This is a genomic window from Pyrobaculum islandicum DSM 4184 (assembly GCF_000015205.1).
In the GTDB taxonomy this organism is placed as follows: Archaea; Thermoproteota; Thermoprotei; order Thermoproteales; family Thermoproteaceae; genus Pyrobaculum; species Pyrobaculum islandicum.
The window spans coordinates 670,700-691,412 of record NC_008701.1 but is presented as its reverse complement, the minus strand read 5'-3'; the positions used below and the strand labels follow the sequence as shown (position 1 = coordinate 691,412).

Genomic DNA, 20,713 nt, shown 5'->3' with positions numbered 1-20,713 from the left:
ACTGTTTTTTTTGTTTTATATGAGGAAGGTCTGGCTCATCGGCATTCTCGCCGCGGCGTTGGTAGCCACGTTTGTCATATCGTCGACGGTTGGAGATCCGCCCGGCGTGCACATTAGGCTTAAGCTGTACGACGGAGGAAAGCCCGCCGACTACCTTCTCCAGAGGGGCGACGTGTCGGTGGTGGCTCTGGTGTATGGGATCGACCCGCCCAGCCGCAACGAGTCTAGGGTGGTGTTTTTCAACGGCACCGCCAGAGGCGGCTCCATCTACATACCGGTTGCTAAGCTTAGGGAGTGGGCGAGGCGCTGGGCCGAGTGGAGGAGAGGCGACGTGAAGGACTTCAGAACCGTCCTCTTCATCACGGTAGCCGTTGTCAACAAGACCTCGCACAAGCCGATCTACCTGGTGATAGACAACATCGACATAAGTCCAGCTGACATAGAGATGGTAAACATATACACGATACATATGGAGAGGGGGGCGCGCAACGTGGTTAAGGTGGAGAAAACACAGAAACCTCCCCCCTTGATACCTACAGGTACAGTAGCTGCATATGTAGCAACTCCGGAGCCCACCCTTGAGTATATTTCCGAGGTGTTAATCTACAGAGTCGCTACTGAAGACTTGGCAAGGCTGTATCCATCCACCTACTTCAAAACAGCGGATGGTAAGCTCTATATGAAGATACCTGCCGTTGTTGCATATAACAAATATACCTACAGCGGCACGATCGCGATATCGTTTCGCGCCGTTAGGACAGATGTACAATTCGGCATCTACCCAACGTTTGGATTTGGGGATAACCTCGCAGAAAAGCTGAAGAACAATATCCTGCCTAGCGTAACAATATGGAAGGGCAACGTATTTAGTTGGGGAGACAGAGCTGTATATAGTGCCAGTCTCACTTTAGATCCAGAGAGAAGGGGTGGATATGGCTTTGGGGAAGAGTGGTCTCTGAGGGCTATCAAGTATACTATTGTGCCGCCATTATGGGGTGTGAATATCTCGGCGATAAGATAACAAACTACGTCTCGGAGGTGCGGACGTACTATCTAGGGTCATCTAAGTACCTCGATGGCGGCTTTGAATATAGCTATCCCTCAGAGATCATGTCGAGGTTTTTCGACGGAAATACGCTGACTCTTGTTGGCACCACAAGCGGGGCTCTCGTAGATACTTTCTTATCTCCGGGCGAGACGGCAGAGTTCGCAGACATATTCAGGACATTTGACACCTGTGGGGCAGATTTTGAAGTGGGGTTGCCAGTCGGCGCTATACTGTCAGATGCCGCATGCGGGGCTATCACCCGCGGCACGGCTAGCACAGCTTGCCGCGTGCTATTAAGCGGCTTCGACGTCTCGTTAAGCGCCAGCGGGCCATTCATCTATATAGACGGCTGGGTAACAAACTACGGAGACCACCCGGGCGTCCCCAATGATTATAACGTCCGCGAATATGTGTACATAGCCACAAGCAAGTTCAAGTACAGCTCTGGCTCGTGTCAGTATGGGGTACCAGCCGGTCTGTATATCGAAACCCACTAGCCTTTTTTGAGCCTTTCTACGGCCGGCGGGGCGGTTCCTTTTCTTCTGGCGAGGGGGATGTCTCTGTATTTCCCCAGGTCCATCACCACTACTCTGCCGTAGAGGCCGCCTAGGTCGTAGACGTCTCCCGGCTTCGCGCCGGGGATTGGGACAAGCCTGACTCCAAGCGCCTTGTCTAGGGCTACCGCCACGGCCATGACGTCTGCTATCAGGGCCGCCACGGCGTCTGGCGGCGCATCGCCGGGTATGCCTGCCATGTCTATGCCGGTATTGCAGACGGCGAGGGTGGACTTGAGGGTATCGAAGGTGAGGGCTCCCTCTCTGGCGGCTTCGGCCATGACGACGTCTTCGCTCACTGGGATAAAGGCCCCGCTGAGGCCGCCTATGGTGGAGGTGGCCATGGCACCGCCCTTCTTGACGGCGTCTACGAAGAGGGCGAGGGCGAAGAGGGTTCCCGGCGCGCCCACCCTGGGGAGGCCCACCGCCTCTAGTATGGCGGCTACGGAGTCTCCCACCTTGGGGGAGGGGGCCACGCTGAGGTCTACCGAGCCGAAGGGGACCCCCAGCTCTTTGGCCACCTCCCGCCCCACGAGCTCGCCGAGGCGCGTGATCTTGAAGGCGGCTCTCTTGATGGCGTCGTGTAGAGTTCTCACGTCGGCGTTGGGCATGTTCCGCACCACCGCCTCTATGACGCCGGGGCCGCTAACCGCTATGTTCACCACCGCGTCTGGGAGGCCGAGACCGTGGTAGGCGCCGGGCATGAAGGGGACGTCCTCAGGCATGTTGGCGGTTGCGGCGAACCGCGCCGCGGCGTGGGGCTCCATCTTGAGGACCGCCTCGGCGGCGGCTCTAACCGCGTCCATGTTCACCCCGGTGGCGGTGGAGGCCACGTTGAGGAAGCCGGCGAGCCTCCTCGTGGAGTTCAGCGCCTCGGGGAGGGCCTCCATGAGGGCGGCGTCTCCCCTTGAGACGCCGGCGTGTACAAAGGCTGAGAAGCCTCCCACCATGTCTACGCCGTGTTTCTCCGCCAGACCGTCTAGGTGCTTCGCTATCTCCACGGCGGCCTCCGCCTTCCCGATGGGCTCCAGCATTATGGAGATGGGCGACACGGCGAGCCGCACTGTGACGATCTTCACGCCGAGTCTAGAGGCCACCCGCTCCACCGCAGGTCTAAGCCTCTTCAAGAGGGGCTCCAGCGTCTCCTCCAGCGCCGCCAGGGTATCTCCCACGGTGGGCCGTATGGCCGGTAGCGTGTTTACGCTGAGCGTGACGGCGCGGATATCCAGCTCGCGGAATAGGAGCATCTCGAGGACCTCGCCGATCTCCGAAGGATCGAACCTCATATCCTCTGCATGTACCTAAACACGTCAATGTGATAGACCCCCACCATCACCCCGAGCCTCCTCCCCTCTTCCTCGAGCTCCTTCCTGAGCTGGGCAATATCGATATCCGCCTTAGACATGTCTACCACCATTACCATAGAGAAGATGTCTCTCACCACCGTCTGGGAGATGTCGATTATATTGACGTTGTGGCGTGCTAAAACACTCGCAATCCCTGCTACGATGCCCACTCTGTCGGCTCCTAGTACAGAAACAACAGCAAGCTCCATAGAGAACGTTATAGGCAAGAATTTAAATATACATACCCAGAGCTGCTGGCACATAGTGCAGAGAAATCGAGGTTTTCAATGAATAAATTAACAATTTACCAGGGAGTTTTATGTTATATAGACTTAGAAAACCCAGGCATGAAGGTATGTTGTACGAGATATTGTCAAGTACTGATTCTTACTGCGCCTTATGGATTACAAAGAACCTAGATACCACCCGGCTGTGTTAGAATTTGAAAAATTGGTAGCCGACAGAGAAACGTACAGAAAGACCGTCGAGGAATGGCTTCGATATTCCTGGCGGTGGGCCCAGTCGGAGAAGTACAAGTTGGTCTTCAGGGTGCAGGCGGCTATTGTCAAAGCGATTCGGGAGTACTTAGACGGAAGGGGCTTTGTGGAGGTTCTGCCTCCAATCGTGGGCCCTGTGACAGATCCCGGCATCCGCGGCGCTAAGCAAGCGTCTATTGACTTCTACGGCCATGAGTACAAGGTCATGTCCTCGGCCATCCTCTACAAGCAGTACATGGCGGCCTCTCTAGGCAAGATATACTTCGTGAGCCCCAACCTGAGGCTCGAGCCCCCCGACAGCATCTACACAGGCCGCCACCTAGTGGAGTTCTTCCAGGTGGATATAGAGATGTACGGCGCGGACTACGGACAGGCCATGGAGTTGGCGGAGGGCCTCGTGGCCTATGTGGTGAAGAGGGTCAGGGAGGAGTATGGCAAGCAGCTCGAGGACGTCCTCGGCAGGAGCCTTCCCGAGTTCAAGCCGCCCTTCAAGCGGTACCCCCACAGCGAAGCGATCAAGATAGTCAACTCCTACGGCTGTAGAAATGACCCCAGGTCGGAGCTGACATGGGAGTGCGAGAAGCTCATGTCTGGCCTACACGCCCAGCCCTTCTTCGTTTACGACTACCCCAGGGGGAGCAGGGGCTTCTACGACCGGGAGGATCCGCAGAGACCCGGGGTTCTGCGCGACTTTGACATGTTATATCCCGAGGGCTTTGGCGAGGCGATAAGCGGCGCTGAGAGGGAGTACGAGCCGAAGCGTGTCATGGCGAGGATAAGAGAGGGCGGGGAGGACCCCAGGAAGTACGAGTGGTTTCTTCAGATGCTCAAGGAGCTCTACCCACTTAAGACGGCCGGCTTCGGAATAGGCGTTGAGAGATTTACCAGGTATATATGTGGACTGAGAGCCGTCTGGGAGGCCAGGCCGTATCCTAAGGTGGCAGGCATAGCGCCCACACCCTAATTTGTAAAAGTCGCGTTAGAAGTATACTATGCTTGTTTTTGCGATCTCTGGGGTTGTTATACAAGTGACTAGACTGCTTCATAAGACCCACCAAGAGATATATGGGACAAGTAGGGCTTAGATATTGTGCCAATTGAAGAAAGAGGTTAGTTACATAGCTTAAGTCACAATTTAAAAACAAGTGGAATTAACTGCCTTATGAAAGTTGCCGTGTTAGTCAAAACGGCGTTAGACACCGGCCAGCTGAGAGTTAGAGATACTGTTGTAATAGAAGAGACGCCATTTAAGATAAGCGATATAGATAGGAACGCTATTGAAGAAGCCGTCAAACTCAAAGGCCAAGATAAAGCATATGGTGTCACCGTAGTAAAATGGGGCCCCCTACAGAAAAAAATACAGGAAGCAGAAAACGTCTTGAGAGAGGCTCTTGCAATGGGCTTAGATGAAGTCTACCTAGTTGTAGACGAGAAACTACTAAACGCTAGCCACACTGCTACCGCTAAGGCCATAGCTGCTGTGATAAAGAAAGTTGGTGCAGATATTGTATTAGCGGGCGAGGCCACCGTAGACAACTTTACTGGCCAAATTCCGGCGAGAGTAGCGGCGGAGTTGGGTTGGCCTGTAGTGACATATGTAAGAGAGCTTAAGATAGAAGGCGGCAGAGTAGTGGCAAAGAGAGACTTAGAAGACCATGTAGAGGTGGTAGAAGCGCCGTTACCTGTCGTGGTATCTGTAACAAGGGAGATAAATCAGCCGAGGATACCAACGCTTCTAGCTATCAGAGCTGCTATGAAGAAGCCGATTAATAAATTAACGCTTGCCGACTTAGGAATTGATATTACTCCGAAAATTTCAGCGTCTTACAGACCACTTGTCATACAGAGGAAAAAGATTATTATTAAAGATGGCACTCCAGAGGAGAAGGCAGAAAAGCTTATACAATACTTACGCCAGGAGGGAGTAATATGAAAACACTTGTCGTATATCCAAATAAAGAGCTTCTCTATGCCGCATCTACATTAGGTGGCGAGATCACCGCTTTAGTATTCAGTCAGAAAGAGGCAGAAGCATTAGCTGGAAAGGCACACAGAATCCTAGTGGCTGAGATAGACCCCAAGTCGCCAGACGCCGTAGCTGAGGCTGTTATCAAAGCCTTCCCAGGGCATGACCTCGTTATGTTGCCATCTACAAAAAACGCCAGAACTGTCGGAGGCTTAATTGCACAAAGACTCGGCGCCGAGTTTTTAACTGATGTGTTGTCTTTGAGAGCTGAGGGCGGAGTTATAAAAGCGGAGAGATACGTCTTTGGCAATAAGGCGGTGGCTACGGTAGAGGCGCAACTTCCTGCTGTCGTCTCTATAGCCCTTGGGAGATTCCAAGGCGAGCCCCCTACTGTCCAGAGCATAGTAGAGAGAGTAGAAGAGGTCGCGATAGCGCCAAAGGTTAAGATACTCTCTGTAGAGGAAAAGCCCAGAGGCGCCGTAAAATTAGAAGAGGCCGAGATCATAGTGTCTGTAGGCAGAGGATTTAAGAAGAAGGAAGATCTCCAGATGGCGTTTGAACTTGCTAAGGTGCTCGGGGGGCAAGTAGGTTGTTCCCGTCCTATCGCAGCAGACCTAAAATGGTTGCCAGAGGAGCACTGGGTTGGCCTCTCCGGGAAGAAGGTTAAACCTAAGTTATATCTGGCAATTGGAATATCTGGCCAACCACAGCACATAGCTGGGATATTAGACAGCAGAATTATAGCAGCAATAAATAACGACCCGTCGGCGCCTATATTCCAAAACGCAGACTACGGAGTAGTAGAAGACCTCTACAAGATAGTCCCCATATTGATAAATAAAATTTCAAAACTAAAAGCGAAGTAATCTAAATAACCATCTGTATTTTTACTTCTTCTTCTCTTGCGCCGTTGTTATCTACAACAGCTAGGTCTATGCCGCCGCCGGACACGGGATCTCTCTCAATAGCCGCCTTAATTGCTTGTACCGCCAGCTTTTTAGCTTCTTGAAGAGATATATCAGGCCGGTATGTGGCGTCTAACAGAGACACTGCAAGTTTAGCCCCAGTGCCAAGCGCGGCGTAGTTATCTTCGATAAGACTCCCCAAGGGATCCATAACAATTAAATGGGGGCCTTCCTCGTCCACGCCTCCCACAAGTACTTCTGCATAGAATGGTAAAAGACGGCGGCTAAACATAATAATTGAGAGAAGTTTTGCCATAGCTCGTACGGTGGGTTTCTTTCTCACCTCAAGCTCATATGACATGACGTTGAGTTTTAAAATCCTTGCCAACGTCTGCATGTCGGCTATAATGCCGGCAGAGGCAATAGCAAGTTTATCATTTATGATAAATACTTTCTTTCCCGCAGAGCTTAACGTATAGAAGCCATACGACACCCTCTTCTCAGCCGCTAGAACAACGCCGTCTTTTGCTTTAATTCCGACGGCAGTTGCGCCAATTTGAACCTCCTCGCCCATGGCAGATCCATACCTCCTCTATATAAACATTATAAACAGATCTATACGAAGGCTCTGTGATTGTCAAAATAGATGGCTCATATGGAGAGGGGGGCGGGCAGATACTTAGAACCTCTATCGCGTTGTCTGCACTATTAGGCAAGCCCGTTGAGATAATCAACATAAGAGCCAAGAGGACCAACCCGGGTCTCCAACCTCAACACCTCACCGGCGTGTCAGCCGCCGCACTGCTGACAGACGCTGATATAGAAGGCGCCGCCAAGGGATCCACGAGGCTCTACTTCAAGCCAAAGACGCTGAAATGTGGCACGTTCAACATAGACATTGGGACGGCCGGCAGCATCTCTCTCGTGATACAAACCCTAGCCCCCATCCTCCTCTACGCCCCCTGCCCCACTAAGTTAGTCATCACCGGCGGTACAGACGTGGCATGGGCCCCGCCTATAGACTACATGAGGTATGTATTTGTAAAGGTGCTCTCTCTCTTTGGTGCAAAAATAGCTATAGAGCTCGTGAGAAGAGGGCACTACCCGAGAGGCGGGGGTAGAGTCATAGTCTATGTCGAGCCTATTAAAAAACTGAGAGCCGTGCACTATGTTGAGTTTGGCAGATTGGTAAAGATTTCAGGCATCTCGCACGCTGTAAATCTTCCTACTCATGTCGCAGAGAGACAGGCCAAAGCGGCTAAAGAGACGTTAGCTAAGCTGGGCTACGTGGCAGAGGTAGAGGTCGAAACGAGAAGCGACGGGCTGGGCCCTGGTAGCGGCATAGTGCTCTGGGCTGAATCAGACATTGGAAATGTTGTTGGCGGAGACGCCCTGGGAGAGAGGGGTAAACCTGCAGAGGAGGTTGGTCGGGAGGCGGCGGAGAGACTTGCCGCTGTATTAAAAACCGGCGTCTCTCTAGATCCGCATATGGCCGACATGGCCGTTGTTTATATGGCTCTGGCAGAGGGCAGAAGCAAGATGTCTACCTCAGAGGCGACACTGCACCTACAGACAAATATGTATATCGTAGAACAGTTCCTCCCTGTGAAGTTTAAACTAGAGAAGACAGGGGCAAGATATATAATTGAGGTAGATGGCATAGGCTACAGTAGATAAGCTTATCTCCTTGCCGCTTTTAGTTTTTCTAAGGCTATAGGTACGTAGAATTTATTGAGTACATAATTAACGACCTCGCTAGTACCTCTACAATTTATTGTCGAAACCTCGCCGATAGGCGTAAATAGCGACCTCGCCCGCTCTAACTCCTCAGAGTTTGCAATATCTATTTTGTTAACCACCGTCACTACGGGGGCCGAGAAATTCGCCGTGATTTCGCGATAGAGATTTAACTGCATCTCTATTGAGAAGCCGCTATGCGGCGTGGGGTCAATCAGAAAAATTATTGCACCTGCAAGATGCCGCAACGCCAATATGGCTTGTTTCTCAATTACGTTGCGCTCGCTCAAAGGCCTGTCTAAGAGACCTGGCGTGTCTATAATCTGAACTATATCTCCCCTTAAGCGAATGTGGCCTACATGTATCTGCTTTGTAGTGAAAGGGTACTCAGCTACTTCAGGCCTTGCAGAAGAGACACAACGAACAAAACTACTTTTTCCAACGTTAGGCGCTCCTGCTACCACTATGGTGAACAGCGTAGGGTCTATGGCGGGTAACTTCCGTAGAAAAAGTACAATTTCTCGTAATTTGTCAAGCTCAGGTCTTAAATCGTTGATAAGATCTATAACTCTAGCACGATACATCTTCCGTGCGGCATATATGCCCCCCTTATCAGAGGCGGCACGTACAGCTGCTATACTCTCTCTTGCTATAGCCTTTATAGCCATGTGAGCATTGCCTATTTTTGCAACAGCATGTTTATAGGTCTGTGTACCAAATACTACGTCAATAAGATCTCTGTAGAAGGGGTGGAGTCTGTCTAGAAACGGCATAGCAAGAGCTATTCCCCTCAAGACAGACGCTAAAGATTTTCCAGAAGACACAATACGTCTAATTTCAAGTCTTTTCTGCTTTATAAAGGCAGGCTCGACAACAGACCCCCTAGACTCCTCCTTCTCATACGTGGCTAAAAACATCGAAATTAACTCATCTGCTGAATAAACATACGGCAATCTGGATTTATCAACGACTTCCACAGCGAGATTAGCTATTTATGTATAAAAACCTTAGAATCCCATTGACAGCTCATAATAGATATAGCACATTTTTAAACAACACGGACATTAGTGAAACGTTTAAAGGTCTCGCCCTTTGGGGTGGTCGGCAACTTATATTTCTCATAGCAGAGTGGTGAAGAAAGACTTAGAGGTGTGCCTCATACGGTTGGGCAGGTCAACTCGAAGATGGCCCTGGCGGGGGACATCCACCGCCCTCGACGAGGGGCAACGGCCGTAGAAACCCCGCCCTCTAGGGCGGGAAAGGGGCCAGGGGGTTGCCCAATCTATCATATTAACCTGTAGTGAGTTTGGCTTTTAAACAAAGTCTACGCTGAAAATACATGAGAAAGACATTAGTAATACTAGCGTTGATATTCGCGCTCGGCGCCGTATTGACATACGCTAGCCACTGGGGTTGGGTTGGGGCTGAAAACCCCAGATACGTCCACAACCCGTCTCTGGTTTACGGCCCTAGCCACTGGGTGCCCCACCGCCCTAGCGGTTGTACGCCTACTAGGGGCGAGCGGCGTAATTCCACGTCATATGTCTCTACAAGACAGTTGTATATCTCTGGAAGTGGGATAGACGCGGTACTTACGGTAGATCTGGTAAGTAGAAACGCCACATCGATCTACGGCGTTGTGGTATATGGCACTGGCACTGTAAAATTAGGCAACAACACCTACGTCGCAAAGTCTGTATCTGGAGTTGTGGCGTCTAAATTTGTCATGGTCAGGATCTACACGGGGAGAGAGCTTATATTCATTACTTATCACAACGGCAGATATAAAGCAGTAGTCAAATTGTTAGGCGCCCCAGGCGCCCAAATCTACAATGGGACTGCATCTCTATCGTAGTTAAAGGTCGTAATACTCCTCCCCGCCTTTTTCATACCTCCTGACAAGGCCCTTCTCTAGTAGATACTGGATAGCTTGTGCAACCTCGGCAGGGTCTGCGTTAAGCTCTCTAGCCACGTCTCTGGCTGTGAGAGGTCCTTTGGCCCTTAGTATACTTAATATCCTTTTAGCGAGGGGCGGGGGTCTAGTGGCTATGTACTCAAATAGCCAGAGTGAACCGACGATGATGAGGGCAATAGCAGATATGCGGAGGACTAACGGCGCTATTCTCACAAATGCTATAGATACCGTTGTAGCAAAGGCGATAATTGCAAGAGCCGCGGCGAGGTATTTATTCATCTCACCGGTATCACAGGCACGATCTGGCCTCCTCCACCTGTAATAGCTACAATTTGGACGTTTCCTGTCTGGGCCACCTCCCGGAGACCTGCTAGATAGAGATAGAGTTCCGCGATACGTGTTGCTTCTGTAGCGTTAGCTCCTGTGGCTTTTATGATCATCTCTATGGCGTTTTTCGTGGCGTTTGCCACAAGCATTATCTGCATAGCTTGAGCCCGGGCGCGTGTGATAGTGGCGTTAGCCTCGGCCATGGCGGCTAAGACAGCTCTAGTGTAATTCGCCCTAGCCAGCTCCTCCACTCTTTGTCTCTCAAACTGCGCCCTAATAGCGTCCTGCTGGGCTGCCACCTTCCTATTTATTGCATCAGTAATCTGTTGGGGAAGGATGAAGTTCAACACATTCACATCTAAGATATCTATAAGACCGGCCACTGCCGGGTCCTTCTCTATAGACTCTCTGTACTGTTGCTCAATCTGTTTAGCTATAACGTCTCTATTTTCTATGAGATAGTCTAGCGACACCTTAGAAATTACATCGCGAATAAGCTGTCTCGCTTTAGGCACGAGGACTTTGTCATCGTAATCCACCTGAGGGAACTTCTTAACTAGTTCGTCAAAACGCTCTGGCCTAATCCTATATCTAACTACCATCTCTACAGTCACAGTCACGCCATCTTTCGTGAGTACCTCTGGGGCTGTAAAAGTCCAGCGGCCCGCCGCTTTCTCCCTCTGTACGAACTCTATCACCTCTATGGCGTAGGTGTCTTCAATTATATAGGCCCAAGGGGCCTTAAAGCCTATAGCCGGCCCAGCCACAGGCTTGCTTATAGTCCCAGAGACTGGGTCGACTACCACTGCTACAACCCCTGCCGGCAGAGTGTAGACGGAGAGAGATACCAGCACCGCTACGGCGACTATGGCCAACACGGCTACTACAAAAACTGTCGTAGTCCTCTTTGGGATATTCGGCGTCCTTCTGACCTCTACTGGTATATACGCCATAGTCCCCTGGGGCCACATTTATAAAAGCTTTAACACATTGCTGTATGGGGCTCCACAGGAGGAATGGTGGTGTTCAAGTTGTGATACAATATAGTGACAGATCTTCCCAAGCCACTCCCACCATATTTAAAGCCTGACGGTAAGCCAGTTAAGCCAGAGGAGTTTGAGATCCTTTTCGCAAAAGAGTTAGTTAGGCAGGAGTTCTCCCGGGAGAGGTGGATCCCCGTGCCACCCCCAGTGAGAGACGTGTACCTCCTCTGGCGCCCGACGCCGCTTCTGAGGGCGAGGAGGCTGGAGGAGCTCCTCAAGACGCCGGCAAGGATCTACTACAAGTTTGAGGGGGTTTCGCCGCCGGGTAGCCACAAGCCAAACACGGCGGTGGCCCAGCTGTACTACGTGTCGAGAGAGGGGGTGAGGAGGGTCACCACGGAGACTGGGGCGGGCCAGTGGGGGTCCTCAGTCGCCTTTGCCGCGTCTCTATTCGGCGTAAAGGCGACGATCTATATGGTTAGAGCATCCTACGGCCAGAAGCCGTATAGGAGGGTTCTGATGGAGCTGTGGGGGGCGGAGGTGGTGCCCAGCGGCCGGGAGGAGGTTCCTGGCTGAGGACCCCAACCACCCGGGGTCGCTGGGGATCGCTATCTCGGACGCCGTGAAGACGGGGGCTAAGTACGTCCTCGGCTCGGTCCTCAACCATGTCCTTATCCATCAGACTGTGATCGGCCTTGAGGCGGCTGAGCAGATCAGGTACTTCGGCGACTACCCAGACTACGTGGTGGGAGCCTGCGGAGGCGGCAGCTCCTTCTCGGGCCTCTTCTGGCCCTTCTACCACGAGAAGAGGGTGGGGCAGTTCTCTTCTTGATGATCGTCGAGAAAAATTCTGTATTTCTGGCGCAGGCGGAAGGCTTAAATACATGTACATGTCTATCTACGGCTGTGAGGGGCAGTCTCATGAGGGGCCGTGTCCCGACCGGGTCTGTCCCTGAAGAAGGGGCTATGCCGTTGCCCCCCATGCCCAATGACCCCACGCCGGAGGCATCATGGATGCCCATGAAGGCGCGGGCGAGGAGAAAGCCCCTAGGCGCGAGCGGCCAACAATAATTAGCAATGACCGCCTAGGGACAAACGGAAGGCCGAGAAGGATGTGAGGTTCGTGGCTGTGGAGCCTGTGGCCGTCCTCACCTTGACCAGGGGGGAGTACATATACGACTTTGGGGACGCCGCCGGCTTGACGCCCTTGATCAAGATGTACACCGTGGGCCACAGCTACAAGCTACCTCCCATACACGCGGGGGGTCTGAGGTACCACGGTTGCGCGCCTACCCTCTCTCTGCTCGTGGCAGAGGGGGAGGTGTCCGCGGTGGCCTACAGGCAGAGGGAGTGGTGCCAGCGCCTGAGTCTGCACACGCTGTGAAAGCCATCGTAGAGCTGGCTCTGCAAGCCAAGAGGGAGGGAAGGCCCGTCACGATACTCTTCAACATGTCGGGCCACGGCCTTCTGGATCTGGCGGCTTACGACGAATATATGAGGGGGGTTCTGCAGGACGTAGAGCCGACTGTGGAGGAGATTATGGCGAACATCGCCAGGGCTAAGGCACTGCTCTGTCAGTAGACGAGGGCTAGGAAGACCTCCACCTTGTGTATCCTCTTCCTGTGGTGCCTGTAGGTGGGCTTTATGTTCAAGACCGCCCTCTCCAGCACCTCCAGCCTCCTCCCCAACCTCGCCGCGGCCTCCCGGACGTAGGCCAGGGTGGGGAGCTTGTGTATGGTGTAGACCACTTCTGCGTGCTCCACTGCTGCGTGGAGAAAGGCAATGTCTGTCCCTCTGCCACTCCATATGCCAAAGGGTGGGTTCTGGAAGGCCACTCTGAATTTCTTGACAATAGGGAGCGATGGCACAGCCGCCGCGAGAAAATCTACTGCATCGAGACCGTGGGCTTCGGCGGCCCTCTTCGCCACGGCCAGAGCCTCTACGTCTACGTCTACGCATAAGACGCGGCGGGCGCCCATGGCCGCCGCCGCTAAGGCGAACCTCCCTGTGCCACAGCCCAAGTCTAAGACATCTACAAGGAGGCCTCTCATATATGCATCCCAGACGGCTGTCGCAACAATTGCCGCATCTGTGGGATACTGCTCCAGCTTGAGTTTTGGCTTCTCGAACGTGGGGAGCGACTCGACGAAGATCTCTAGCTCCTTCTTGTCTCCGGGGATCACGGCTATTTTTCACACTGGTTTTTTATGTTTAAAAATGGAAATCGAATTTGGTTCTATGAAATTGAAAATAATAAGGGCCATGACGCTAATAATAGGAATAGCGGTAGGCGCACTTCTCGGGGGTTACGCCGCCCCCAAGCCCGCCCTAACCACGGTGGTTTCAACGGTGACACAGAGTTCGGTAGTGACGCAGACCTCTGTCCAGACCGTCACCCAGACGTTGGTGCAGACCACGACTGTCGCGCCTCCTGTCCCCAGGCTGTCGGCGGCGGACGTGGAGCTTAGGAGGTCGGTGGGGTCGCTGATGGGCCGCTACTTCCTCAGCCAGTTCCCCACGGTGGCGGTGGTGGCTCAGCCCAACGTCCTCTATGGCGCCCTCGCCTCAGCGTCGCTTGCCGCTCTGCCGAGCTACTCCAGGGGGTATCTGGTGCTGTACAACGCCACCTTGCCGGAGGCCTCTGCGGCTAGGGCCGCCGGGGCGGCCGCCGTGTTTCTAGCCTTCGGCGGGGAGGAGGCGCCGGCTGTGGTGGATAGATCCATGAGGGACTTCCTGGCGGCTCTCGCGAAGACCAACTTCACGGGGGCGCTGGTGGTGAACGGGAGGGCCTTCGCCGCGACGGACAGGTTCAGGACTGTGCTCAACGACACGAGGATTTCTGGCTGGGTCAAGGCGAGGCCTGTGTATGTGGTGTCGGCCAACGCCACCCACGTTACGGTGTCTAGGCTAAACGTGACGACAGGCGCGCTGGCGCCCGTGTTGGTGGCCGACAGGGAGACGGGCGAGGCCGTTAGGAGGTACACAGACTCGGACTCGCTGTTTCTGAGATCTGCCGTGGGCAGAGTAGCCGGCGGCGTGCTGTTTAAGGGATACGGCAGAGTGGCCATAGTCACGGGCACCGACCCCGCCTGCGCCGCGTTAACGGGCGCGGCCTTCGCCAGCTCTAGGGCCAACTCCACCCGCATTATCGTGTACACGGGCGACGGCGGAGCCCTCGCCAGGGAGATAGCCGAGTATAGGCCAGACGCCGTGTTTATCGCCTTCGGCGGAGATATGCCCAGCTACGCCATATCCCAAGCCACGAGGGGGGTCCTCGCGGCGCTGGCCTCCGCCAACTACACAGGCGACGTGTTGCTCCACGCCTTCGTGCTGAGGGCCACCAACCTCCTCGCCACGGCGCTGGACGACAAGACCGCACAGTGGCTCTCCCAGAGGACGATAAAGGGTATAGTGCCCGACCTAGCCAACAGGAGAGTCAACATCGTTGTGTTCGCCGTAGCCGACGGCAGACTACGGCCGGTGAACGTAACAACCACACTCCCGATGCCGGAAGCGGTTGCACAAGCGTTAGCAAAGATACTTTCTTAAACCCTAACTTTATTCGTGAAAATAAAACTGGCCTTGGCACTTTTCATAGTTATGGCGATTTCTCTCTTACTCTACTGGGCTCTAGTTCCACAAACTCCAACGCCGACATATAGGTATCAACTTGTCGTAGTTATAGAATTAAGAGACGTAGGCGAATACATGTGGCTGTGGGGTGCGTCTGTAGACCAAGGCGGCCCTGTCTACATGAACCTCACAAAGAGATTTTTCACAAAAGGCCATTACAACTGGACGGGGGAAATCTTGCAAAGGTTAAGAGATCGAATCAGCGTTGTATATTTGGTATTAGTTAACGGAGAGCCCGCGTTTTTTGCCATATCGCGACAACTCATCCCGTCAGCAAAAGTCTATGAATTTTTGAACAAGGGCCGCGGCATATTTCTCATCCCTGAGATGCGTAGGGGGCTACAAAAGGGCTACGTCTGGACGGGACACGGCGTTCGCGAAGTATATCTATTTTGTGACGAGACTTGCGCCTTTGCCTACCAATTTCTTACCGCGTATGTAGACGCCATAGAAGACGGGGCGGCCTATGTATTAGTCATTGGAAAACTAGAACAGACCTTTGGAATATATAGGGTAGACTCGTCAAACTACTCAGTGCTACTAATACTCCCGGGAGATGCTACAAAACCTGAAACGCTCTACGCGTTGGCAAGAGGTTAAGACGTTAAAAATTAATTTGGTTTCACCACATGGCCGATGAAGTATATCGTGCCGTTTATGCGGTCTGCCAACACGAAGAGGAAGGGCTTGTCTATTACCACCTCCATGCCTCCAACCTTAGCGCAAACGGGCACAAATACGACGGTAGTGGCGGCTGTTGCTACAACACCTTTTTCATCAGCTTTTATGTACGTGCCGTGGAAAACTTCGTCTATATAAAGCCTGATAGGCGACATCCGGGTGAAGTTTGCTCTGGTTTTGTCAAATGCTGAGCGTATGCCCATGTCGATTAATACCTTTTTGAGAGAGTCTTTAAACTCTGCGGTAAATAGAGGCATCGTTACGACGACGATCTCGTCCGACAATTCGGTGATGTCTCTCTTCAACTTCTCATAGGTCAAGCCTTTTACATAGTCCTCAAGCGACTTTGGCATTATGACGTACATCGCTACATCTGTATTTTTAAACCGGAGCTCCACCACCGTGAGATCGGCGGAGACGCGCCCCCTGAGCGAGGGGAGGGCGCAAGACCTAAGGTCAAGCTTCATAAACTCCACTGGGCCTACCCCCTGGAATTCTCTCTTTCCAATACGCGCAAACTGGAACGGCCACCAGCTACCGTTGAAAAACAGAGCTGAAGTCAATACAACGCGTATATCCTGGCTACGCGGGTAGTCAGTAGGGATCAAGTTCTTTACGTACCCCCTGGTCTTTTCCTCTATCCATCTGTTTATCTCGACCAGCGCGGAGCGATCCTCGAAGTCCGCCCGCCTCAGCTCCGCCCCTAGACAAGACAGCCCCCGCTCATACTCCTCCCTCAGCGGGAACCCGCGTTGTACCCATGCGGCCACGGCCTCCTCGACCCCACGCCCAGCCTGAGCCAAGGCGCAGGCGTCGTCGCCAAAGCCGAACACCCTCCTGATCTCTTCTCTAGTCTCCCCAGCCGCGCCCGCGTAGGCCATGGCAAAGGCTTTATACACGGAATACGGCGAGAGGACAAGGTTTTCGTAAAGTCTCTCCAAGGCTATTCTCTTATAGAAACTGACGGCGAAGTCGCCATAGCTACCGCTCTCCAGAGAGATGGGAGAGAGGGGCGCAGGAGCAGATGTGGGAGACGTGGGAGGAGAGTGCGTGGACGCCTCCTTAAGAGACATGATGACGATCAGCAACACTACCAAAGCCACCGCAACCGGTAGAACAGCCCACAGCCTCATGGCAAAGACTCATTTTTAGCCTTTTATATCTAATGTACTGACAGTACATACCTACACCCCCGCCTATGCTACATGAGCCATCTGTCGGCGCCGCAATATTAGCTACATGCAGTCGGGTGAGAAGTTTAGGAGAGTGAGCCCGTGGTGTCTTTACGCGGACGTCCTTGACGTAGGGGTGGAAACCCGTTGTGTCCAACACAGATGTCGGTCTTGGGCAGACGGTCTATGGTGACGTGAGGCTAGCCGATTGTCATCTGTGGCCGGAGACATGTGCTATGACGTCTGCCAGTGTTTCTACATACCTAGCCCACTTTTTCAGCTCTTGGAGTGGGGGTGGGCTGAGACACCGCTTGAAGTACGGCGGCGGCTCTAGCCCTCTTTCAGCTAGACAACGAGCGGCTCTGGCCCAGGTGTAGACCTGTGCCGCGCCGCAGAGCAATGCCGCGGCTGTAAAAACTAACCCCTTGGCGGATTTGCAGACGGCCACCGGGTCGCTGGATTTTAGAAAGACGTGAGCTCTTGCCTTGGCTACCGCCACCTCTTCTTTGAGTGCTTTCTCTAGGTCTATCACGTAAGCCCTGCCGCATATCAAAACGCCGGTGTGGGTAACGAAATAGTGGAATAGATCGTCGGCTGGCGTCGGCAAGATTTGTGCATCATAGCCCGGCGGCAAATCCCCGCCGAAGCCGTACACGATGACATCAACGTCTTCTCCCCCCTCCAGCGCGCCGCTGAATAGATAAACCGAGGAGTTCGTGCAGAGTTTCTGGAAGTCGCGGTAGACCCTTTTCACCAGGTCGAGAGGTGGTGGGTTATACGTTCTGTAGCATGGCGTTGGGACATGTCTCTCCTCGCCCACCCTCCTGATGTGTACCACCTCAAGCCCCTGCCGAGTTAGATAGTCGGCTAGAAACTGCCTATGGCATGCCCGCCAGTTCTCCTCTCTACATAAGATGGCCACGGTGTGCCGCTCTGCCAGAGAGACAAGCTCTTCGAGTTGGAAGAGGGCAGGGGCGTAGTGGTAGAGCCGCCACACGTAAACGTCGAAGGTGTGCGATTCAACGCAGCCGGCCCGCGGCCCCCTCACACCTAGAGCTCCGAGCTCTCCCAGCCATACGTAGTTTATGCCTGTCTCTGCCAGGGCAGACCTCAAGGCATCGCCTGCGTAAAAGGGGTACTTTGACCGTGGGAACCTCCTAACGTCGACCACGACCTCAACCCCCCCGTTTCTTTAGCTCTTGCATAAACTCGCTAGGTGTAAACCCGGAGTAGCCAATAGTGTACACCATGTACCACCAGTACATTACATTTATAAGTGGTCTTGGATAAAACCTGTTAGATCATGAAGAGACTAGTCACGATGCTGGTGGTCTCCACGGCGGCAGTAGCGTTACTGTTATTCCAGCTAATGCTACAGTCGGCCCACCGCGGCGAGCTGGGAGGGCCGGAGCCGTATGTCGTGGGAAACGCCGCCATTACGCAAGCCATTTACCCCTACGCCCGACACGGGGGGATCTCCCCTGCGCCGTACATCTACGTTTCAACGTTAACAAACCTGACGCTTGTAGCGGGCTTCGCCAATGTGAGCTTGCACAACCGCTCGGCTGTCGCGCTATCCAACACCTCGATTGTCGACGGGTTCGGAGCTGCTTACTACGTCGCCATCTCTGCAGGCGAGGTGTCTGGCCCTCCGCCTTGGGCGGTCGCGCTGGGAGGGGCTGGGGTTGCCCTGTACGGCTACGGCCTCTACCTATCTCTTTGCCGCGGGCCCCTCTGCAGTTGGAGGAGGTTCAAGGCCCTCCGCTTCCTCTCGGCGGCGGCGGTGGCTACGTCGCTGGCTTTGCTCTATGTCTCTCCCCTCTACCTCGCCCTCTCCATCCCCGGCGCCTGGGGGATCGTCCACTACTACAGGGCGAGGAGGAGGCTGGTCACATGGCTAAGTTCGACCTTGACGTAGTCGCCAGGATCCTCCTCCTACTGCTAAGGGGCCCCATGGGGAGGACGGCACTCTACATGAGGACCAGGCTCAACTACCCGAGATACCTGGAGTATCTGGAGTACCTAAGGGAGAGGGGCCTAATCGCCGAGCGAGACGGCGTAGTGACGCTGACTGAAAAAGGCGTAGAGGTGGCTAAAGCCCTAGACAAGGCGCTAGGCGAGCTACTGTAGCTCGTCGAGCACAGAAACGTCCGGTGTTGGGCTCGCAGACCCTGCCGCCGTACGCGCCTATGCGTCATAGAGAAACGCCTCTACGGCGGTGTTGGACAGCTGTTGAGAAGGTTGTAAGAGTTAGCGCAGTGGTATGGCGGTGACCGCGCCTTTGTCCGCCTGTTGGACCAATGCGGCGTATTTGGCGAGGAGTCCTCCGGAGTATTTGGGGGGCGGCGGCGTCCAGTTTTTCCTTCTCCTCTCCAACTCCTCCTGGGGGATCTGTAGAGTTATGCGGCCTGTCTCGCCGTCTATGGCTATTCTGTCTCCGTTTTCTACTAGGGCTATGGGGCCTCCCACGGCGGCCTCGGGGGCGACGTGTCCCACCATTATGCCGCGGGTGGCTCCCGAGAAGCGGCCGTCTGTCACCAGGGCTACCGCCTCGCCAAGGCCTGCGCCGACGATGGCGGCGGTGACTTTAAGCATCTCTGGCATGCCTGGGGCGCCCTTCGGCCCCTCGTACCTTATCACTACGACGTCTCCGGGCTTTATCTCGCCGGCGGCTACTGCCTTGAAGGCCTCTGCCTCTCCGTTGTATACCTTGGCCTTCCCCTCGAACTTCAGCTTGTCGGCGGCGCCTATCTTCATCACGGCGCCGTCTGGGGCTAGGTTGCCTCTGAGGATTCTGATGCCGGAGTAGGGCTTGTAGGGCTTCTCCACGCTGTAGAGGATGCCGTCTTCAGGCACTGAGGGAGGCTGCCACCTTTCCAGGAGTTTGCCTATGGTCTCGCCCTCGACGGTGAGGGCTTCCGGTCTGAGAAGGCCGGCTTTGTAGAGCTTCTTTAATATCCTCGGCGCGCCGCCTATTCTGTCAAGGTCTTGCATGGCGTAGGGCCCTGCCGGCCTTAGGGCGGCTATGACGGGGACCCTCCTGCTTATCTCGTCGAAATCGTCCAGAGTGAACTTCACCCCCGCCTCATATGCTATGGCCAGGAGGTGGAGTATCGCGTTTGTAGAGCCCGCAGTGGCAAACAACGTCACTGCGGCGTTGTAGATGGCGTCGTATGTGACCACCTTACGCGGCGTTATGCCGAGCTCGGCGGCTTTTAAAACGGCGCGTCCAGAGGCCACGGCGTAGGCCTTGCGCCTGGCCGAGGTGGCGGGGGGCGAGGCCGAGCCGAGGAGGGCTAGGCCGAGAGCCTCCGAAAGTATCGCCATGGTGTTGGCGGTGAAGAGGCCTTGGCACGTGCCGTAGGTGGGGAAGGAGAGCTCCTCTATCCTCTTGAGCTCCTCCAGCGTGATCTTCCCCGCCAGGTAGGACCCCACTGTCTCGAAGGTGTCCTCTATGGTGAGCTCCCTCTCGCCGAGCCATCCCGCCTCTGCAGTACCGCCATACATATAAACAGCGGGGAGGTCTAGCCTAACCATAGCCATCATTATGCCCGGCTGTGTCTTGTCGCATCCGCCTATGCCCACCCATGCGTCTATGCCATGGGCGTTAAACTGCGCTTCTATTGTGTCTGCTATTAAATCTCGGCTGATTAGAGAATACCTCATGCCCGGAGTCCCCATGTTTATCCCATCGTTTACAACTATTGTGGGGGCTATGAGTCCCACGCCGCCGGCTTCTTTTATCCCCTCTTTTACATACTTAGCTAGCTCTAGCGTGTGGTAATTACAAGGCCCTAGCTCAGACCACGCCGCTAAGACTCCGACAAGCGGTTTTGTAAAATCTTCGTCTGTAAAACCAATGGCACGAAGATACGACCGATGGGGCGTGTTGTCTACGCCGTCGTACCACGCCGGAGATCTTATTCTGACCTTTACCATATATATGGAA

At 54.0% G+C, this 20,713-nt stretch carries 21 protein-coding genes and 2 pseudogenes; 13 read left to right on the top strand and 10 right to left on the bottom strand.

What is annotated here, in order from left to right:
- Positions 1–19 precede the first annotated feature (19 nt).
- Positions 20–1,021, top strand: a complete 1,002-nt coding sequence (locus tag PISL_RS03925; protein ID WP_011762513.1) for a hypothetical protein — start codon at positions 20–22, stop codon at positions 1,019–1,021.
- Complete coding sequence (locus PISL_RS03920; protein ID WP_011762512.1) at positions 991–1,545, top strand: hypothetical protein; 555 nt, start codon at positions 991–993, stop codon at positions 1,543–1,545. The genes PISL_RS03925 and PISL_RS03920 overlap by 31 nt, the downstream gene beginning before the upstream one ends.
- On the opposite strand, the gene PISL_RS03915 is transcribed toward PISL_RS03920, so the two are convergent.
- Both PISL_RS03915 and PISL_RS03910 read right to left on the bottom strand, forming a co-directional pair.
- Positions 1,542–2,888, bottom strand: coding sequence for a PFL family protein (locus PISL_RS03915; RefSeq protein ID WP_011762511.1), 1,347 nt, complete (start codon positions 2,886–2,888; stop codon positions 1,542–1,544). The two genes, PISL_RS03920 and PISL_RS03915, sit on opposite strands and share 4 nt — an antisense overlap.
- Complete coding sequence (locus PISL_RS03910; RefSeq protein ID WP_053240306.1) at positions 2,885–3,157, bottom strand: ACT domain-containing protein; 273 nt, start codon at positions 3,155–3,157, stop codon at positions 2,885–2,887. The genes PISL_RS03915 and PISL_RS03910 overlap by 4 nt, the downstream gene beginning before the upstream one ends.
- A gap of 190 nt (positions 3,158–3,347) precedes the next feature.
- Between PISL_RS03910 and PISL_RS03905 the strand changes: the two genes are divergently transcribed.
- The 3 genes from PISL_RS03905 (at position 3,348) to PISL_RS03895 (ending at position 6,277) form a co-directional block, all read left to right on the top strand.
- Positions 3,348–4,409, top strand: coding sequence for an asparagine synthetase A (locus PISL_RS03905; RefSeq protein WP_011762509.1), 1,062 nt, complete (start codon positions 3,348–3,350; stop codon positions 4,407–4,409).
- 198 nt (positions 4,410–4,607) lie between these two features.
- Positions 4,608–5,378: an electron transfer flavoprotein subunit beta/FixA family protein gene (locus PISL_RS03900; protein ID WP_011762508.1), complete on the top strand. Its 771-nt coding sequence runs from the start codon at positions 4,608–4,610 to the stop codon at positions 5,376–5,378.
- Positions 5,375–6,277 (top strand): electron transfer flavoprotein subunit alpha/FixB family protein, encoded by a 903-nt coding sequence (locus PISL_RS03895; RefSeq protein WP_011762507.1) that lies wholly within the window; start codon positions 5,375–5,377, stop codon positions 6,275–6,277. The genes PISL_RS03900 and PISL_RS03895 overlap by 4 nt, the downstream gene beginning before the upstream one ends.
- A 1-nt stretch (position 6,278) precedes the next feature.
- On the opposite strand, the gene psmB is transcribed toward PISL_RS03895, so the two are convergent.
- A complete protein-coding gene (gene psmB / locus PISL_RS03890; protein ID WP_011762506.1) occupies positions 6,279–6,890 on the bottom strand; it encodes an archaeal proteasome endopeptidase complex subunit beta in 612 nt (203 codons plus the stop codon).
- Between the two features lie 56 nt (positions 6,891–6,946).
- Here psmB and rtcA point away from each other — a divergent pair, with 56 nt between their 5' ends.
- On the top strand, positions 6,947–7,993 hold the full coding sequence (gene rtcA / locus PISL_RS03885) for an RNA 3'-terminal phosphate cyclase (RefSeq protein WP_011762505.1): 1,047 nt from the start codon (positions 6,947–6,949) through the stop codon (positions 7,991–7,993).
- Positions 7,994–7,995: 2 nt separating this feature from the next.
- On the opposite strand, the gene PISL_RS03880 is transcribed toward rtcA, so the two are convergent.
- Positions 7,996–9,030 (bottom strand): NOG1 family protein, encoded by a 1,035-nt coding sequence (locus tag PISL_RS03880; protein WP_011762504.1) that lies wholly within the window; start codon positions 9,028–9,030, stop codon positions 7,996–7,998.
- A 362-nt stretch (positions 9,031–9,392) separates the two neighbouring features.
- On the opposite strand from PISL_RS03880, the gene PISL_RS03875 reads away from it, so the two are divergent.
- Positions 9,393–9,908, top strand: a complete 516-nt coding sequence (locus PISL_RS03875; protein WP_011762503.1) for a hypothetical protein — start codon at positions 9,393–9,395, stop codon at positions 9,906–9,908.
- On the opposite strand, the gene PISL_RS03870 is transcribed toward PISL_RS03875, so the two are convergent.
- Complete coding sequence (locus tag PISL_RS03870; RefSeq protein ID WP_011762502.1) at positions 9,909–10,247, bottom strand: MarR family transcriptional regulator; 339 nt, start codon at positions 10,245–10,247, stop codon at positions 9,909–9,911.
- On the bottom strand, positions 10,244–11,248 hold the full coding sequence (locus tag PISL_RS03865) for a prohibitin family protein (RefSeq protein WP_053240305.1): 1,005 nt from the start codon (positions 11,246–11,248) through the stop codon (positions 10,244–10,246). Before PISL_RS03865 ends, PISL_RS03870 begins: the two co-directional genes overlap by 4 nt.
- A gap of 40 nt (positions 11,249–11,288) precedes the next feature.
- On the opposite strand from PISL_RS03865, the pseudogene PISL_RS11660 reads away from it, so the two are divergent.
- Together PISL_RS11660 and PISL_RS03850 are read left to right on the top strand one after the other, a co-directional pair.
- Positions 11,289–12,083, top strand: a pseudogene (locus tag PISL_RS11660) (TrpB-like pyridoxal phosphate-dependent enzyme); the annotation flags it as partial.
- A 300-nt stretch (positions 12,084–12,383) separates the two neighbouring features.
- Positions 12,384–12,859, top strand: a pseudogene (locus PISL_RS03850) (TrpB-like pyridoxal phosphate-dependent enzyme); the annotation flags it as partial.
- Here PISL_RS03850 and PISL_RS03845 read toward each other — a convergent pair.
- Positions 12,853–13,461, bottom strand: coding sequence for an METTL5 family protein (locus PISL_RS03845; protein WP_011762500.1), 609 nt, complete (start codon positions 13,459–13,461; stop codon positions 12,853–12,855). The pseudogene PISL_RS03850 and the gene PISL_RS03845 overlap by 7 nt on opposite strands.
- On the opposite strand from PISL_RS03845, the gene PISL_RS03840 reads away from it, so the two are divergent.
- Both PISL_RS03840 and PISL_RS03835 read left to right on the top strand, forming a co-directional pair.
- Positions 13,445–14,827, top strand: coding sequence for a hypothetical protein (locus tag PISL_RS03840; RefSeq protein WP_245218462.1), 1,383 nt, complete (start codon positions 13,445–13,447; stop codon positions 14,825–14,827). The two genes, PISL_RS03845 and PISL_RS03840, sit on opposite strands and share 17 nt — an antisense overlap.
- A 15-nt stretch (positions 14,828–14,842) precedes the next feature.
- Entirely contained in the window at positions 14,843–15,511 is a 669-nt protein-coding gene (locus PISL_RS03835) for a hypothetical protein (protein ID WP_011762498.1), read from the top strand.
- A gap of 11 nt (positions 15,512–15,522) precedes the next feature.
- Here PISL_RS03835 and PISL_RS03830 read toward each other — a convergent pair whose 3' ends face one another.
- Both PISL_RS03830 and PISL_RS03825 read right to left on the bottom strand, forming a co-directional pair.
- Positions 15,523–16,725 (bottom strand): serpin family protein, encoded by a 1,203-nt coding sequence (locus PISL_RS03830; RefSeq protein ID WP_053240303.1) that lies wholly within the window; start codon positions 16,723–16,725, stop codon positions 15,523–15,525.
- Positions 16,726–16,975: 250 nt separating this feature from the next.
- The gene (locus tag PISL_RS03825) at positions 16,976–17,935 is read right to left on the bottom strand and encodes a DUF488 domain-containing protein (protein ID WP_011762496.1); all 960 of its coding nucleotides are present in this window, start codon (positions 17,933–17,935) and stop codon (positions 16,976–16,978) included.
- A 132-nt stretch (positions 17,936–18,067) separates the two neighbouring features.
- On the opposite strand from PISL_RS03825, the gene PISL_RS03820 reads away from it, so the two are divergent.
- Both PISL_RS03820 and PISL_RS03815 read left to right on the top strand, forming a co-directional pair.
- Positions 18,068–18,682, top strand: coding sequence for a hypothetical protein (locus PISL_RS03820; RefSeq protein WP_011762495.1), 615 nt, complete (start codon positions 18,068–18,070; stop codon positions 18,680–18,682).
- Positions 18,658–18,894 carry a winged helix-turn-helix domain-containing protein gene (locus tag PISL_RS03815; protein WP_011762494.1) on the top strand — a complete coding sequence of 79 codons (237 nt, stop codon included), beginning with the start codon at positions 18,658–18,660 and terminating at the stop codon, positions 18,892–18,894. Before PISL_RS03820 ends, PISL_RS03815 begins: the two co-directional genes overlap by 25 nt.
- Before the next feature lie 120 nt (positions 18,895–19,014).
- Here PISL_RS03815 and ilvD read toward each other — a convergent pair whose 3' ends face one another.
- Positions 19,015–20,703, bottom strand: a complete 1,689-nt coding sequence (ilvD, locus tag PISL_RS03810) for a dihydroxy-acid dehydratase (protein ID WP_011762493.1) — start codon at positions 20,701–20,703, stop codon at positions 19,015–19,017.
- Positions 20,704–20,713 lie beyond the last annotated feature (10 nt).